This is a genomic window from Micromonospora sp. RHAY321 (assembly GCF_023896955.1).
Classification (GTDB): domain Bacteria; phylum Actinomycetota; class Actinomycetes; order Mycobacteriales; family Micromonosporaceae; genus Micromonospora.
In genome coordinates this window covers 36,721-52,540 of record NZ_JAMHIW010000023.1, presented here as the reverse complement: position 1 = coordinate 52,540, position 15,820 = coordinate 36,721, and the positions used below count along the sequence as shown (strand labels likewise).

Here is a 15,820-nt window from a genome sequence, read left to right as displayed (position 1 = left end):
GTGACCGGAGGCAGCAGCCCTGCGGGAGGACCCTCACGTGCCGCTCGCCGCGCGCGTCGCACCGCTGCGCCGGCTGACCGGGCTCGATGTTCGACACCACGGTGAACGCTGGCCGAGGCGTTGGTCACCCGGTCCCAGGGACTGGGCGTACGGCGGTGGCCCTGCGCCGCAGACCGGAACGCGCAGCCGGGCCGGCACCGGCCACGGATGCACCGATCGGCCCGGGACCGGCACCGGTGCGGGCGCCGGCCCAGGGCCGTCGGTGACTGTCGTACGGTCAGGCGGTCTCGGTGATCGGACGGTCCACCCAGCTCATCATGCCGCGCAGCTTCCGGCCGGTCTCCTCGATCGGGTGCGCCGCACCCTCGGCCTGCCACTTGGTGAAGTTGGGCCGGCCCGCCTCGTCCTCGGCCACCCACTCGCGGGCGAACTCGCCGGACTGGATCTCGGAGAGGATCTTGCGCATCTCGTCCTTGACGCGGGAGTCGATGACTCGCGGGCCGCGGGAGAGGTCGCCGTACTCGGCGGTGTCGGAGATGCTGTACCGCATCTTCGCGATGCCACCCTCGTACATCAGGTCGACGATCAGCTTCAGCTCGTGCAGGCACTCGAAGTAGGCGACCTCCGGGGCGTAGCCGGCCTCGGTGAGCACCTCGAAACCGGTCTGCACCAGCGCCGCCGCGCCGCCGCAGAGCACCGCCTGCTCGCCGAAGAGGTCGGTCTCGGTCTCCTCGGTGAAGGTGGTCCGGATCGCGCCGGCGCGGGTGCCGCCGATCCCCTTGGCGTACGCGAGGGCGAGCGCGAGGGCTTTGCCGCTGGCGTCCTGCTCGACGGCGACCAGGCAGGGCACGCCCTTGCCGTCGGCGTACTGGCGGCGCACCAGGTGGCCGGGGCCCTTCGGCGCGACCATCGCCACGTCCACCTCGGCCGGCGGCTTGATCAGCCCGTACCGGATGTTGAAGCCGTGACCGAAGAAGATCGCCTTGCCCGGGGCGAGGTGCGGCGCGATCGACTCGGTGTAGAGAGCACGCTGGGCGGTGTCCGGCGCGAGCACCATGATCACGTCGGCCTCGGCCGCGGCCTGTGCCGGCGTGACCACCCGCAGGCCCTGCTCCTCGGCCTTGGGGCGGCTCTTCGAGCCCTCCGGCAGACCGATCACCACGTCGACGCCGGAGTCGCGCAGCGACAGCGCGTGCGCGTGGCCCTGGCTGCCGTAGCCGATCACCGCGACCTTCTTGGCCTGGATCAGGCCGAGGTCGGCGTCGTCGTCGTAGTACACCTCAACACTCATTGGAGCTTCCCTTTCGTACGACGGCCGGGGCGGCCCGTCGTGGTCTTTGTGGATGGGTCAGGCGGCCCGCAGCGAGGGACCGGCGGTGATCGAACGCGAGCCGCGCCCGATCGCCACCAGCCCGGACTGGACCATTTCCTTGATGCCGAAGGGCTCGAGGTCGCGCAGCAGCGCGTCGAGCTTGTCCGGGGTGCCGGTGGCCTCGATGGTCAGCGTGTCCGGCGCGACGTCGACCACCCGGGCGCGGAACAGGTTGACCGTCTCCAGCACCTGGGTCCGCGCGGACCGGTCGGCGCGCACCTTCACCAGCAGCAACTCCCGGGCGACCGAGACCTGCGGGTCCAGTTCCACGATCTTGAGCACGTTCACCAGCTTGTTGAGCTGCTTGGTGACCTGTTCCAGCGGGGACGACTCCGCGTTGACCACGATGGTGATCCGGGAGACGTCCGGGTTCTCGGTCTCGCCCACGGCGAGGCTGTCGATGTTGAAGCCGCGCCGCGAGAAGAGGCCGGAGACCCGGGCGAGCACGCCGGGCTTGTTCTCCACCAGCACCGAAAGCGTGTGCATAGTCATGTCAGATGTCATCCTCGTCGAAGGCCGGGCGGACGCCCCGGGCGAACATGATCTCGTCGTTGCTGGTGCCGGCGGCGACCATCGGCCAGACCATGGCGTCCTTGCCGACCACGAAGTCGATCACCACCGGGGCGTCGTTGATCTCCATGGCCGCGGCGATGGTCTTGTCGACGTCGTCCGCGTTCTCGCAGCGCAGCCCGACGCAGCCCAGCGCCTCGGCGAGCTTGACGAAGTCGGGGATGCGGTGCTTGTGGGTGCCGAGGTCGGTGTTGGAGTACCGCTCGTTGTAGAACAGCGTCTGCCACTGCCGGACCATCCCGAGGTTGCCGTTGTTGATCACGGCGATCTTGACCGGGATGCCCTCCAACGCGCAGGTGGCCAACTCCTGGTTGGTCATCTGGAAGCAGCCGTCGCCGTCCACCGCCCAGACCACCGTGTCCGGCCTGCCGACCTTGGCGCCCATCGCCGCCGGCACCGCGTAGCCCATCGTGCCGAGGCCACCGGAGTTCAGCCAGGTGTGCGGCTTCTCGTACGAGATGAACTGGGACGCCCACATCTGGTGCTGGCCCACGCCGGCCACGAAGATCCCGTCCGGGCCGACGATCTCACCCAGCCGCTTGATCACGTACTGCGGTGAGAGCGTGCCGTCGGCCGGCTCGTCGTAGCCCAGCGGGTAGCGGTTGCGCAGGTCGTCCAGCTGGGTCCACCAGTCGCCCAGGTCGGTGCTGTGCCCGGCCGACCGCTCGGCGGTCACCGCGGCGATCAGCTCGTCGATGACGTGCCGGGCGTCGCCCACGATCGGCACGTCCGCGTGCCGGTTCTTGCCGATCTCGGCCGGGTCGATGTCGGCGTGCACCACGGTGGCGTCCGGGGCGAACGAGTCCAGCTTGCCGGTCACCCGGTCGTCGAACCGGGCGCCCAGGGCGACGATCAGATCCGCCTTCTGCAACCCGTAGACCGCGGCGACGGTGCCGTGCATTCCCGGCATCCCCAGGTGCTGCGGATGCGAGTCGGGGAACGCGCCGAGCGCCATCAGCGTGGTGACCACCGGGATGCCGGTCTCCTCGGCCAACCGGCGCAGCCCGTCGGTCGCACCGGCCTTGAGCACCCCGCCGCCCACGTAGAGCACGGGCCGGCGGGCGGCGGCCATCAGCCGGGCCGCCTCCCGGATCTGCTTGCCGTGCGGGTGCAGGGTCGGCCGGTAGCCGGGCAGGTCCAGGGTCGGCGGCCAGGTGAAGGTGGTCGACGCCTGGAGCACGTCCTTGGGGATGTCGACCAGCACCGGGCCGGGCCGGCCGCTGCTGGCCAGGTGGAACGCCTCGGCCAGCACCTGCGGGATCTCCTCGGGAGACTGCACGAGGAAGTTGTGCTTGGTGATCGGCAGGGTGATGCCCTGGATGTCCGCCTCCTGGAAGGCGTCGGTGCCGATCGACGGGCGCGCCACCTGACCGGTGATCGCCACCATCGCCACCGAGTCCATGTACGCGTCGGCGATCGGGGTCACCAGGTTCGTGGCACCCGGGCCGGAGGTGGCCATGCAGACACCGACCTTGCCGGTGGCCTGCGCGTACCCGGTCGCCGCGTGCCCGGCGCCCTGCTCGTGCCGGACCAGGATGTGCCGGACGCTGGAGTCGTAGAGCGGGTCGTACGCCGGCAGGATGGCGCCGCCCGGGATGCCGAAGACGACGTCGACGCCGAGCGCCTCAAGGGACCGCACGAGCGAACCAGCACCGGAGACCTGGGCCGGAGCGGGTGTCCGTACCGCCGGAACGGCCGGGGTGGCCGGGGTACGCGCGGCGTCGGCGGCCGGCTCGGTGGCCGCGCGGGCCCGCCGGGCGGTGTGGGCGAGGGTCTCGGGCGTGGGTCTCGTCATGGCGGTTCTGGCCTTCGGCTGGAGTGGCTGGGGCTTGTCAAGCGTTGCGACGCGGGCGGGGCCCGCCCCGACAGGTTCCGATGGCAATAAAAACGGCCCTCGTGCAGATGCACGGGGCCAGCGCACTCTCGATGAGGGAGAGTGCGCTCAGGTAAGTACTCGCAGCGACCGGGACGACATGGGGCTAAGCCTGACGCATCTCACGCGATGAGTCAACTGATCCCACATGTTGGTTAACGGACTGCGGCGCGTCGCCCTGCGACGCGCCCTCGGCAACCGGGATGACCTGCCCGGACCCACCCGAAACCCGGCGCGGCGCGGGCAGTGGCGCGGGCCGCGCACCCGGTGAGGTGGCTGCCTCCAACATCGCCTCCAGGTGCTCGGCCGGCACACCCCAGCCGAAGAGCGCGCCCTGACCGAAGCGGCAGCCGGCCGCCACCACGGCGGCCAACTCGGTCGGCGTGGTCACCCCCTCGGCGATCACCTCCAGCCCGAGCTGGTGGCCCAGGCGCATGACGATGTCGACCATCGGCGCGAACGCCGGGCCGTCCTTGCCGACCGGGCGGACCGGCTCGTGCTCGGCGACCAGGCTGTGGTCGATCTTCAGGATGTCGATCGGCAGCCGGCGCAGCTGCCCCAGCGAGGAGTAGCCGGCGCCGAAGTCGTCCAGCGCGATCCGTACGCCGGTCAGCCGCAGCGCGGTCAGCCGTCGGATCAGCTCGTCGAGGTCGGTGGCGACCGCGTGCTCGGTGACCTCCAGCACCAGCCGCTGCGGCGGCACGTGGTGGGCGCGCAGTGCCTCGGCGACCTGGACCACGTACTCCGGGGCGTGCAGCTCGCGCGGGGACACGTTCACCGAGACCCAGACGTCGTGCCCGTCCGCCAGCCAGCGGGAGAGCTGGTAGCAGGCCTGGTGCAGCACCCAGGCGCCGAGCGTGGCGATCATGCCGCACTCCTCGGCCAGCGGGATGAACTCGTCCGGACGGACGTTGCCCAGCTCGGGGTGGTGCCAGCGGAGCAGCGCCTCGGCGCCGACCGGCCGCACCGACGGCAGCGACGCCACCGGCTGGAAGGCCAACCGCAGCTCGTCGCGCTCGATGGCGCCGCGCAGCTCGTGCTCCAGCGTGGTGCGCCGGCGCAGCAGCTGGTCGTACGTGGCGTCGTAGCGCTCGATCCGGTTCTTGCCGCGCTGCTTGGCGTAGCGCAGGGCCAGGTCGGCGTGGCGCAGCAGCAGCTCCACGTCCGGCTCGCCGGCCCACCCGGCCACCCCGATGCTCACCGACAGGAAGACCGGCCCTTCGGGCTGGTCGTACGGGCGGTTGAGCACGCCGAGCAGCCGTTCGGCGACCCGGTCCGCGTCGGCGGGTCGGCCCGGCATGAGCACGGCGAACTCGTCGCCGCCGAGCCGGGCCGCCACATCGCCGGGGCGCAGGTTGCCGCGCAGCCGACGGCCCACCTCGGCCAGCACCGCGTCGCCCACGTCGTGGCCGCGCATGTCGTTGACGTTCTTGAAGCCGTCCAGGTCGAGACCGAGCAGCACACACGGGGTGCCCGCCGCCGCGCCGTCGTGCAGCGCGCGCAGCAGGCCCCGCCGGTTGGCCAGCGTGGTCAGCGGATCGGTGTGTGCCAGCTCGCGGAAGTGCGCCTCCCGCTCGGCCAGCCGACCGGCGTAGTCGCGCACGTCCTTGAGGGTGAGGTACTGCCGGGCCACCAGGGCGAAGCCCTCCACACTGCCGGCCACGATGCCGGCCGCGGTGAACCGGCCGTCCTGGAGGAGGTGGTACATCGCCGAGGCGGCCATGGCCAGCATCGGGGCGATGGCGTACTCGCCGTCGCGACCGATCAGGTCCAGCTCGACCTGCCCCGGCCGGTCGGCCCGGTACATCGCGAGCGCGACGGTGAGCAGGCCGGCGGCGAGCACCGCCGCGCCGGTCAGCGCCATGGTCGGCCCGGCCTGGCAGAGCCCGGCGGCCAGACCCAGCCCACCGAAGGTCACCGCGCTGATGCCGGCGCCGAGCGCGGCCAGCCGCCCGCGCGGGGCGACGGCCCGGAAGACGACGATCACGGCGAGCCCTGCACCGAGCGCGGCGGCCACCGTGGCCAACAGGATCGCCGGGCAGGCCATCGGGGTGGCGGCGCCGAGCAACCGGGTCGGCTCGGAGAAGAGCACCCAGCCGACGAACCACAGCGCGGCGGCCATGATCGAGCCGTCCAGGGCCAGCCGGGTGGTCCCCGCCGCCGTGGCGGCCACCCCGGGCAACCGGAGCAGGCCGGCGGCGAAGGCCAGCCCGCTCACCGCCGTGCCGATCGCGACCAGCGTGGCCCAGCCGGTGCGTTGCCCCTGCTCGTGTGCCCAGTGCTCGTTCGCGGCGAGTGCGGCCCCCACCCCGCCCAACAGGCTGAGCAGGGCGGCCCCGGCGGCCACGGCGAGCAGCACGTGCGCCGGCCGGTGCGCCCCGGTGCGCCGGCGGGCGACCACGGCCAGCAGCACGGCAGCCGCAGCGGCGACGAGCCCGCTCAGCGCCGAGACGGCCACCATGCCCGGGGGGAAGTGCACGCCCTCAAGAGTGCCGGATGAGCGCTCGTCGTGGGGGACCGGATGTGCATCTGTTGGGACACGCGCACACTCCGTACGGCCGGCGCGCCGGCGGTGTCATGCTGGTATGCATGCCTGAGCTGCGGTCGAAGACCTCCACGCACGGTCGGACGATGGCCGGCGCCCGGGCCCTCTGGCGGGCCACCGGGATGACCGACGACGATTTCGGTAAGCCGATCGTCGCCATCGCCAACAGTTTCACCCAGTTCGTGCCGGGTCACGTACACCTCAAGGACATGGGCGGCCTGGTGGCCGACGCGGTGGCCGAGGCCGGCGGGGTGGGTCGGGAGTTCAACACCATCGCCGTCGACGACGGCATCGCGATGGGCCACGGCGGCATGCTCTACTCGCTGCCCAGCCGCGAGCTGATCGCCGACGCGGTGGAGTACATGGTCAACGCGCACTGCGCGGACGCCCTGGTCTGCATCTCCAACTGCGACAAGATCACCCCGGGGATGCTGCTGGCCGCGCTGCGGCTCAACATCCCGACCGTCTTCGTCTCCGGCGGCCCGATGGAGGCCGGCAAGACGATGGCGATCGAGGGCGTCGTGCACAGCAAGATCGACCTGATCGACGCGATGATCGCCTCCTCGAACGAGGCGGTCACCGACGAGCAGCTCGGCGAGATCGAGCGCTCCGCCTGCCCCACCTGCGGCTCCTGCTCCGGGATGTTCACCGCCAACTCGATGAACTGCCTCACCGAGGCCATCGGGCTGGCACTGCCCGGCAACGGCTCGACGCTGGCCACCCACGCCGCGCGCCGGTCGCTCTTCGTCGAGGCCGGCCGCACCATCGTGGAGATCTCCAAGCGCTGGTACGACGGCGACGACGACTCGGTGCTGCCCCGCACGGTCGCCTCCAAGGCCGCGTTCGAGAACGCGGTGGCCCTGGACGTGGCGATGGGCGGATCCACCAACACGGTGCTGCACCTGCTCGCCGCCGCCCGCGAGGCGGAGCTGGACTTCGGCGTCGCCGACATCGACGCGATCTCCCGGCGGGTGCCGTGCCTGGCCAAGGTCGCACCGAACTCGCCGAACTACCACATGGAGGACGTGCACCGGGCCGGTGGCATCCCCGCGATCCTCGGCGAGCTGGACCGGGCCGGGCAGCTCAACCGGGACGTGCACGCCGTGCACTCCCCCTCGCTGGCGCAGTGGCTGACCGACTGGGACGTGCGCGGGGGTTCGCCGACACCGACGGCGGTCGAGCTGTTCCACGCCGCGCCGGGCGGGGTGCGCACCACCGAGCCGTTCTCCACCACCAACCGCTGGTCCTCGCTGGACACCGACGCGGCCGGCGGCTGCATCCGCGACCGCGAGCACGCGTACTCCGCCGACGGCGGGCTGGCCATCCTGCACGGAAACCTGGCACCGGACGGCAGTGTGGTGAAGACCGCCGGTGTGCCGGACGACTGCCTGACCTTCCGCGGCCCGGCGAAGGTCTACGAGTCGCAGGACGACGCGGTGACCGCGATCCTCGCCAAGCAGGTGGTCGCCGGGGACGTCGTGGTGATCCGGTACGAGGGGCCCAAGGGCGGCCCCGGCATGCAGGAGATGCTCTACCCCACCTCGTTCCTCAAGGGTCGCGGGCTGGGCCGCTCCTGTGCGCTGCTCACCGATGGTCGCTTCTCCGGCGGCACCTCGGGACTCTCCATCGGGCACGTCTCCCCCGAGGCGGCCTCCGGCGGCCTGATCGCCCTGGTTCGTGACGGCGACGAGATCGTCATCGACATCCCGAGCCGCTCGATCGAGTTGAACGTGCCCTCCGACGAGCTGGAGGCGCGCCGGGTGGCCGAGGAGAAGCGCGACAAGCCGTACAGCCCGACCGATCGGCAGCGACCGGTGTCGGCGGCGCTGCGCGCGTACGCCTCGATGGCCACCTCGGCCAGCGACGGCGCCTACCGCCGCGTCCCGGAGTGAGCGTCGGAGTCCCGCCCGGCCTGCCTGAGCGGTCCCGCGGCTGCGCTCGCGTGATCAACACGAGATCAGCGATCCCTTGTGGACCGTGGCGCCGTCGCGGGCTGGGGAGAGGGTAGGCCGGCGGAAACGGGTGCCCCCAGGCTGGCAGCGTCCGCTAGCGTGTCGTCGGTCTATCTGGGGAGATCCCAGAATCCTCACGGGAAAGAAGCTCACGTGTCACTTTGGAAGAAGACCGCGGTTGTGGCGGTCTCGGCGCTCACCGCGCTCGCTGTCTCCGCCTGCGGTGCGAAGTCCGGCTCGTCCGAGGCGCCCAAGCAGCCCAGCGTCCTGGAGCTGCTCGCCAGTGATCTCAAGGGGTCGCTGCAGAAGACGGTCGAGGCCACCGACAAGACCGAATCGGTGACCGTGACGATGAAGGGCACGGCGGGCGGCGAGAAGGTCTCGATGCAGGGTGTCGTCGACCTGGGAAGCCCACTCAAGGCCGAGATGACGACGGCGGACCCGGACGGCACCACGACCACCGTCCGGATGATCGGCGCCGTGGTCTACGTCGAGGTTCCGGCCGAGGACCGCGGGAGCGTGGGCGGGAAGCGCTGGATGAAGATGGACCTGACCGCCCTGGGCGAGCAGGCGGGCATGGACTTCACCAAGCAGTTCGAGGACGTCGACCCGATCAAGCAGGTCAAGACGCTGCTCGCCACCGAGGGTGTGACGGTCGTCGGGCAGGAGACGGTGAACGGGGCGCCTACCGTCCACTACACCGTCACCACCCCCGTGGCGACCTACCTCGGACAGGTCGACGCCAAGCTGCGGGCGGGCGTCGAGAAGGAGATGGCCAAGCAGGGCGTCAAGGAGCTGAAGATCGACCTGTGGGTCGACGAGCAGTACCGGCCACGCCGGGCGGGCATTGTCATGGGCAAGATGGGCGACATGGTGGTCGACTACACCGACTACGGCAAGGCGGCGACCATCGAGACGCCGCCGCCGGCGGAGACCGCCGACTTCGCCGAGATGCTGAAGGGCCTGGCGGCCGGCAGCTGACCAGAGCCGCGATGCTGCCCGGTCGGCGAGGTGATCACCGGCCGGGCAGTGCCATTCCAGAAGCCGGACAGGTGGGTCAGCTGGTTGCCACGACGTGGTCGATCACCAGGTGGGCGGCACCCGTGATGCCGACGTCCTGGCCAGCGGTGACCCGTTCGATCAGCAGGGTCTGCGTGGCCAGCGGCAGGCACCGCTCGTAGAGGGTGGCCCGCATGCTGGCCAGCAGCGGTTCGCAGTCGGCGAGCCGACCGCCGATGGCCACCACCTGCGGGTTGAAGAAGTTGACCACCACGGCCAGGATCTCGCCGATGGCGCGGCCGGCCTGCCGGGCGAGCGCGGTGGCGTGCCGGTCGCCGTCGTCGATCAGGCGGATCACGCCGGTCAGGTCGGCGACCGGTACGCCCTGGTCGCGTAGCGCCGTGACCAGGGCCGCGCCGCTGGCCACCGCCTCCAGGCAGCCGGCGTTGCCGCAACTGCACGGCGGTGCGGGATCAGCCACCACGCGGCAGTGGCTGATGTCCCCGGCCGATCCCTGCGCCCCTCGGTGCAGCCGCCCGTCGGAGATCACGCCGGAGCCGATGCCGGTGCCGGCCTTGATGTAGACGGCGTGGTCCAGGTCGGGGTGTGCCGTGCGGTGCGCGCCGAGTGCCATGAGGTTGGCGTCGTTGTCGACGATGACCGGTACCTCGACCCGCTGGCCGCAGAAGGCGGTGACGTCGAAGCCGTTCCAGCCGGGCATCCGGGACGGGCTGACGATGCGGCCGGTGGCGTGCTGCACCGGGCCGGGGATGCCGATGCCGATGCCGCGCAGGGCGGCCACCGCCGGCGCGCCGTCGACCGCCTCGCGGTCCGGTCCCGTGTGCGCGGCCACCAGCGCGGAGACCTCGGCGAGCAGCGCGCCGAGCACCTCCTCCGGACCGTCCTCGATGCGCACCGGCAGGGTGCGGGCCCGGACCACCCGGCCGGAGAGATCCAGCGTGCCGACCCGCGCGTGATGGGCGCCCAGGTCGATGGCGCCGACCACGGCACCGCCGGTCGGCACCGCGAGCTGGCGCGGTCGTCGGCCGCCCCGGGACCGGCCGGCGCCGGCCTCCTCCAGCAGACCCTGGCTGATCAGGGCCTCCACGCGCTGGGAGACCGTCGAGGGGGACAGCCCGGAGAGCCGGGCCAGGTCGGCACGACTGACGGCCGCTCCGCTGGCCACCCACCGCAGCAGCTCCCGGGGGCCGCCCCGGAGGGCGTCGCGCGGCGCGTCGTCAATCGTCACGTCAGGTTCTTAGCATCCGGAGTTTGTTCCGGCAACCTGTTGACTTCGTTTGCTGTCTACCTTTAGATGACGCTGTTGCTTCGATCCGAAGCAAACTTACTTTTGTAGTCGAAGAAAGTAGGCGTGTGGTGGCAGCGACGACGGCGTCCGACCTCGCCGGCCGAGCCGGGTCGACAGGACCGGACCGACCGATGGTGTCGGTCCGTGGCCTGCACAAATGGTTCGGGCCGCTGCACGTGCTCAAGGACATCGACCTCACGGTGGCAGCCGGCGAGGTGGTCGTCGTGGTCGGGCCGTCCGGCTCCGGCAAGTCGACCCTGTGCCGATGCCTCAACCGGCTGGAGGCCATCGGCCAGGGCAGCGTCGAGATCGACGGTCAGCCGCTACCGGCCGAGGGCCGCGCGCTGGCCCGGCTGCGCGCCGACGTCGGCATGGTCTTCCAGTCCTTCAACCTCTTCGGTCACAAGACGGTGCTGGACAACATCACCCTCGGCCCCACGCGGGTCCGCCGGATCTCCCGCGCCGAGGCGCGCCAGCAGGCCATGACGTTGCTGGAGCGGGTCGGCATCGCCGACAAGGCGGACCACTACCCGGCCCAGCTCTCCGGCGGGCAGCAGCAGCGCGCCGCCATCGCCCGGGCGCTGGCCATGCGACCGAAGGTGCTGCTCTTCGACGAGCCGACCTCGGCACTCGACCCGGAAATGGTCAACGAGGTACTCGACGTGATGGTCTCCCTCGCCGCCGAGGGCATGACCATGATCGTGGTCACCCACGAGATGGGCTTCGCCCGCCGCGCCGCCGACCGGGTCGTCTTCATGGACGACGGCCGGATCGTCGAATCCGGCGCACCCGACGACTTCTTCGCAGCCCCCCGCACCGAGCGGGCCCGCGACTTCCTGTCCAAGATCCTCCAGCACTAGCCCCCAACGGGAGGGTGGCATGTCAATCCTCAAGACGAGCTTCACCAGGCGTCGCTCGCTCGCGCTGGGCGCCACCGCGGTGGCGGTGGCCCTCGCCGCCGCCGGTTGCGGCGGCGACGGCGGCAGCGCACCGGCCCTGCCCGGCAACCCCGGCCTGGGAGGCGACGGCGTCGTCGCCCAGTCGGTGTACGACGCCGCTCCGGTGGCAACCGACGCGGACATCCCCGCCGGCTCCACCATGGACGCGATCCGCAAGCGCGGCTACCTGACCGTCGGCGGCTCCCTGGACGCCCCGCTGCTGTCCCAGCAGAACCCGGTCACCGGCACCATCGAAGGCTTCGACGCCGACATGGCCAAGCTGCTGGCGAAGTACATCACCGGCAAGCCCGAGGTGAAGACCACGACCATCGGCACCCAGACCCGGGAGGCGATGCTCCAGGCCAAGTCGGTGGACGTCGTCTTCCAGACGTACACCATCACCCCGCAGCGGGCCACCCAGATCGCGTTCGCCGGGCCCTACCTGACCTCCGGTCTGGCGGTCGCGGTCCGCAAGGACGACACCACTATCAAGAGCGTCAAGGACCTCGCCGGCAAGACGGTCATCGTCGGGGCGAACACCCCCGCCGTCACCGCGCTGCCCAGCGCCGCCCCCGGCTCCAAGCAGGTCGCGTTCGGCACCGACCCGCAGGCGGTGCAGGCGCTGCTGCAGAACCGCGGCGAGGCGTACGTGCAGGACTTCACCCTGCTCGCCTCCAACGCCAAGGCCAACCCGGGCATGAAGGTGGTCGGGGAGCCCTTCACCACCGAGTCGTACGGCATCGGCCTGAACCGGGATGACGCGCAGTTCAAGGAGTTCATCAACAACTGGCTGAAGAAGATCCAGGCCGACGGCACCTGGGCGAAGGTCTGGGAGGGCACCCTCGGCTCGGTGGTCGAGGGCGGGGCGCCCACCCCGCCGGCCCTCGGTTCCGCCGACGGATCCTGAGCAGCCTCCCACGCCGATGGACGCCCTCACCGCCCACCTGAGCGAACTCGGCCACGGCCTGGTCACGACGGTCGAACTGACCGTCGTGACCACCGTCGGGGCGATGCTGCTCGGCATCATCGTGGCCACCCTGCGGATCGCCCCCGTACCGCTGCTGCGCGCCATCGGCACGGCGTACGTGGAGGTGCTCCAGAACCTGCCACTGCTGGCGCTGCTGGTGCTCTTCGTCTTCGCGCTGCCGACCATCGGCATCTCGTTCCCGCTGTTCACCTCCGCCGCCATCGTCATCGCCGCCTACGAGGGGGCGTACCTGGCCGAGGCGATCCGGGCCGGGATCAACACGGTCGGCGTGGGCCAGGCCGAGGCGGCACGCGCCATCGGGCTCACCTTCGGCCAGTCCCTGCGGCACGTGATCCTGCCGCAGGGACTGCGGGCGGTGATCCAGCCGATCGGCAACATCTGCATCGCGCTGCTGATGAACACCTCGCTGGCCGCCGCCGTCGGGGTGGTCGAGTTGACCCAGGCCGCCAACAACGTGAACCTCCTCGAGGCCCAGCCGATCGCCGTCTTCACCGGCGCGGGCCTCGCCTACATGCTGCTGGCGTTGATCATCGGTCAGGTCACCGGCCTGCTCGAGCGAAGGCTGGCGATCGTCCGATGAACCAGACCCGACAGATCCTCTTCGACGAGCCGGGCCCCCGCGCTCGGCGGCGCATCCGGATCGCCACCGTGCTGGGCGCGCTCGTCCTGGTCGGCGCCATCGTGGCGGCGGTGCACCAGTTCGCCAGCCACGGTGAACTCGCCGCCGAGCGCTGGCAGCCGTTCACCACCTGGCCGATCTGGCGGTACCTGCTCACCGGGCTCTGGGCCACCGTCCGCGCCGCCGCAGCGACCGCCGTACTCAGCTCCGCCCTCGGGTTGCTGCTGGCACTCGGCCGGCTGTCGGTACACCGACCGCTCCGCTGGGCGGCCGGCGCGTACGTGGAGATCTTCCGCACCGTGCCCGCGCTTCTGCTCATCTACGTGACGCTGTTCGCGCTGCCGCAGTACGGACTGAACTTCCCGCTGTTCTGGAAGCTCGTGGTGCCGCTGGTGGTCTCCAACTCGGCGGCGTTCGCGGAGATCTTCCGGGCCGGCATCCTGGCCCTGGACCGGGGGCAGACCGAGGCCGGCCTCGCGGTCGGGCTGCGCCGGGGACAGGTCATGGCGCTGGTGGTTCTGCCGCAGGCGCTGCTCCAGCTCGCCCCGTCCCTGGTCAGCCAACTGGTCGGGCTGCTCAAGGACACCTCGCTCGGCTTCGTGGTCAGCTACACCGAGCTGCTCTACAGCGGGCAGGTGCTCTCCTCGTACACCCATCTGCTGATCCAGACATTCCTGGTGGTGGCGCTCATCTACCTGGTGGTCAACGCGTCGCTGTCGAAGTTCGCCCGCGTACTCCAGGCCCGCAACGGCCGGCTCACCGGGCGGCGCGGACGACGAACCAGGGATCTGCCGCCGCCGCTCATCGAAGGGAACACCATCCGGTGACCATTCCCCGTTACGCCGAACTGGCCCGGGTCGTCCGCAACGGCTTCGTCGAGAGCCGGCACTACGGCAGCGTCGTGGTGCTCGCCCCGGACGGCACGGTCGCCCGCGCCGCCGGTGTGCCCGACGAGCCGGTGCTTCCCCGCTCCACCCTCAAGCCGGTGCAGGCGCTGGCCTGCAGCGTCGCGGCGGCCGGAGGGCTCGGCGGCGGCGACCGGCTGACCGGTCCGGCGCTGGCCCTCGCCGCCGGCAGCCACACCGGTGACGACCGGCACGTCGAGGTGGTCCGGGCGATGCTCGCCGACGCGGGCCTGACCGAGGACGCACTCGGCTGCCCGGAGGACTGGCCGGAGGACGAGCCGACCCGGGACCGGCTGATCCGGGCCGGCGGGCAGCGCGAGCGGATCCGGATGAACTGCTCCGGCAAGCACGCCGCGATGCTCGTCGCCTGCGTGGCCCGGTCCTGGAGCACGCACGACTACCTCGACCCCGATCACCCCCTCCAGCGGGAGACCGCCGCCACGGTCGCCCGGCTGGCGGGCACGCCCATCGCACACGTGGCGGTCGACGGCTGCGGCGCACCGCTGTTCGGTCTGCCGCTGACCGGCCTGGCCCGCACGTTCCAGGCGCTGGTCACGGCGCCCGCCGGCAGCCACGAGGAGCGGGTCGCGCAGGCCATGCGCCAGCACCCCGAGTACGTGGGCGGCTGGCACGGGCACCCGAACACCGACCTGATGCGGGCGCTGCCCGGTGTGCTCGCCAAGGGCGGGGCCGAGGGCGTCCTCGCCGTGGCCACGCCGGACGGTCACGCGGTGGCCGTGAAGGTGGTCGACGGCTCGCCCCGAGCCACCACCGCCGTCGTGCTCGCCGCCCTGGATGCCGTGGGCGTACCGGTCGGTGGGGCCGACGCGCTGCGCCGGGTGCCGGTGCTCGGTGGCGGCGAACCGGTCGGCGCCGTCACCGCCGCCATCGATTGGACCAGGGCACCGTCTCGCACCGAAAAGGAAGAATCATGAGCACATTCGAGATCTGCATCGACAGCGTCGAGGGAGCCGTCGCCGCCGAGGAGGCCGGCGCCGACCGGGTGGAGCTGTGCTCCGCGCTCTTCGACGGAGGGTTGACCCCCAGCCTGGGCACCATCGAGACGACCCTGCGCACCGTCACCCGGATCCGGGTGCACGTGATCGTCCGGCCGCGTGCCGGCGACTTCATCTACTCGCCGCTGGAGATCGAGGCGATGGAGCGGGACGTACGGGCCGCGGTGGCCGCCGGCGCGCACGGCATCGTGATCGGCGCGCTGACCGCCGAGGGTGACGTCGACGTGCCGACCACCCGCCGGCTGATCGCCGCCGCCGGCGACGCCAGCATCACCTTCCACCGCGCGTTCGACATGGTGCGCGACCCGTACGCGGCGCTGGAGCAACTGGTCGAGCTGGGTGTGCACCGCGTGCTCACCTCGGGCCAGGAGGTCAGCGTGCTGGAGGGTGCCCCGCTCATCGCCGACCTGGTCCGCCGGGCCGCCGGGCGGATCATCATCATGCCGGGCGGCGGCATCACCCCCCGCAACATCGCCCGGATCGTTGAGGCGACCGGCGCCGACGAGTACCACTTCGCGGCGCTCGTCAGCTCGGACAGCCCGGCGGTGCACCGCAACCCGGCACCGCTGATGGGCGGCACCCTGCACCGGCCCGAGTACGAGCGGTCCGGCACGTCCGGGGCGCTGGTCGGGCAGGTGCTCGCCGCCGCCCGGGCCTGAACATCCCGCGCTTCTGACCAGCGGTGGACCTGGAGGAATGTCCCTTCAGGTCCACCGCTCGCTCGCGCCGTCGCC

At 71.6% G+C, this 15,820-nt stretch carries 13 protein-coding genes; 8 read left to right on the top strand and 5 right to left on the bottom strand.

What is annotated here, in order from left to right; genetic code table 11:
• Positions 1 to 277: 277 nt before the first annotated feature.
• The 4 genes from ilvC to M8C17_RS29655 all read right to left on the bottom strand — a co-directional run bounded on the left by ilvC (position 278) and on the right by M8C17_RS29655 (position 6,276).
• Positions 278 to 1,291, bottom strand: a complete 1,014-nt coding sequence (ilvC, locus tag M8C17_RS29670) for a ketol-acid reductoisomerase (RefSeq protein ID WP_252419882.1) — start codon at positions 1,289 to 1,291, stop codon at positions 278 to 280.
• 57 nt (positions 1,292 to 1,348) lie between these two features.
• A complete protein-coding gene (gene ilvN, locus M8C17_RS29665) occupies positions 1,349 to 1,864 on the bottom strand; it encodes an acetolactate synthase small subunit (RefSeq protein WP_252419881.1) in 516 nt (171 codons plus the stop codon).
• Position 1,865: 1 nt separating this feature from the next.
• Complete coding sequence (locus M8C17_RS29660) at positions 1,866 to 3,737, bottom strand: acetolactate synthase large subunit (RefSeq protein ID WP_252419880.1); 1,872 nt, start codon at positions 3,735 to 3,737, stop codon at positions 1,866 to 1,868.
• A 184-nt stretch (positions 3,738 to 3,921) separates the two neighbouring features.
• Positions 3,922 to 6,276, bottom strand: coding sequence for an EAL domain-containing protein (locus M8C17_RS29655; RefSeq protein ID WP_256483617.1), 2,355 nt, complete (start codon positions 6,274 to 6,276; stop codon positions 3,922 to 3,924).
• Between the two features lie 128 nt (positions 6,277 to 6,404).
• Here M8C17_RS29655 and ilvD point away from each other — a divergent pair, with 128 nt between their 5' ends.
• Positions 6,405 to 8,252 (top strand): dihydroxy-acid dehydratase, encoded by a 1,848-nt coding sequence (ilvD, locus tag M8C17_RS29650; protein WP_252419878.1) that lies wholly within the window; start codon positions 6,405 to 6,407, stop codon positions 8,250 to 8,252.
• 213 nt (positions 8,253 to 8,465) lie between these two features.
• Positions 8,466 to 9,293 carry a hypothetical protein gene (locus tag M8C17_RS29645; protein WP_252419877.1) on the top strand — a complete coding sequence of 276 codons (828 nt, stop codon included), beginning with the start codon at positions 8,466 to 8,468 and terminating at the stop codon, positions 9,291 to 9,293.
• 76 nt (positions 9,294 to 9,369) lie between these two features.
• On the opposite strand, the gene M8C17_RS29640 is transcribed toward M8C17_RS29645, so the two are convergent.
• Positions 9,370 to 10,560: an ROK family transcriptional regulator gene (locus tag M8C17_RS29640; protein ID WP_252419876.1), complete on the bottom strand. Its 1,191-nt coding sequence runs from the start codon at positions 10,558 to 10,560 to the stop codon at positions 9,370 to 9,372.
• Positions 10,561 to 10,751: 191 nt separating this feature from the next.
• Between M8C17_RS29640 and M8C17_RS29635 the strand changes: the two genes are divergently transcribed.
• The 6 genes from M8C17_RS29635 to M8C17_RS29610 are packed head-to-tail and all read left to right on the top strand — an operon-like array spanning position 10,752 to position 15,745.
• Positions 10,752 to 11,480: an amino acid ABC transporter ATP-binding protein gene (locus M8C17_RS29635; protein ID WP_252419875.1), complete on the top strand. Its 729-nt coding sequence runs from the start codon at positions 10,752 to 10,754 to the stop codon at positions 11,478 to 11,480.
• A 19-nt stretch (positions 11,481 to 11,499) separates the two neighbouring features.
• Complete coding sequence (locus tag M8C17_RS29630) at positions 11,500 to 12,465, top strand: glutamate ABC transporter substrate-binding protein (protein ID WP_252419874.1); 966 nt, start codon at positions 11,500 to 11,502, stop codon at positions 12,463 to 12,465.
• 16 nt (positions 12,466 to 12,481) lie between these two features.
• Entirely contained in the window at positions 12,482 to 13,126 is a 645-nt protein-coding gene (locus tag M8C17_RS29625; protein ID WP_252419873.1) for an amino acid ABC transporter permease, read from the top strand.
• A complete protein-coding gene (locus M8C17_RS29620; RefSeq protein ID WP_252419872.1) occupies positions 13,123 to 13,992 on the top strand; it encodes an amino acid ABC transporter permease in 870 nt (289 codons plus the stop codon). Before M8C17_RS29625 ends, M8C17_RS29620 begins: the two co-directional genes overlap by 4 nt.
• Complete coding sequence (locus tag M8C17_RS29615) at positions 13,989 to 15,005, top strand: asparaginase (protein ID WP_252419871.1); 1,017 nt, start codon at positions 13,989 to 13,991, stop codon at positions 15,003 to 15,005. Before M8C17_RS29620 ends, M8C17_RS29615 begins: the two co-directional genes overlap by 4 nt.
• Positions 15,002 to 15,745, top strand: a complete 744-nt coding sequence (locus M8C17_RS29610) for a copper homeostasis protein CutC (RefSeq protein ID WP_252419870.1) — start codon at positions 15,002 to 15,004, stop codon at positions 15,743 to 15,745. Before M8C17_RS29615 ends, M8C17_RS29610 begins: the two co-directional genes overlap by 4 nt.
• Positions 15,746 to 15,820: the final 75 nt, after the last annotated feature.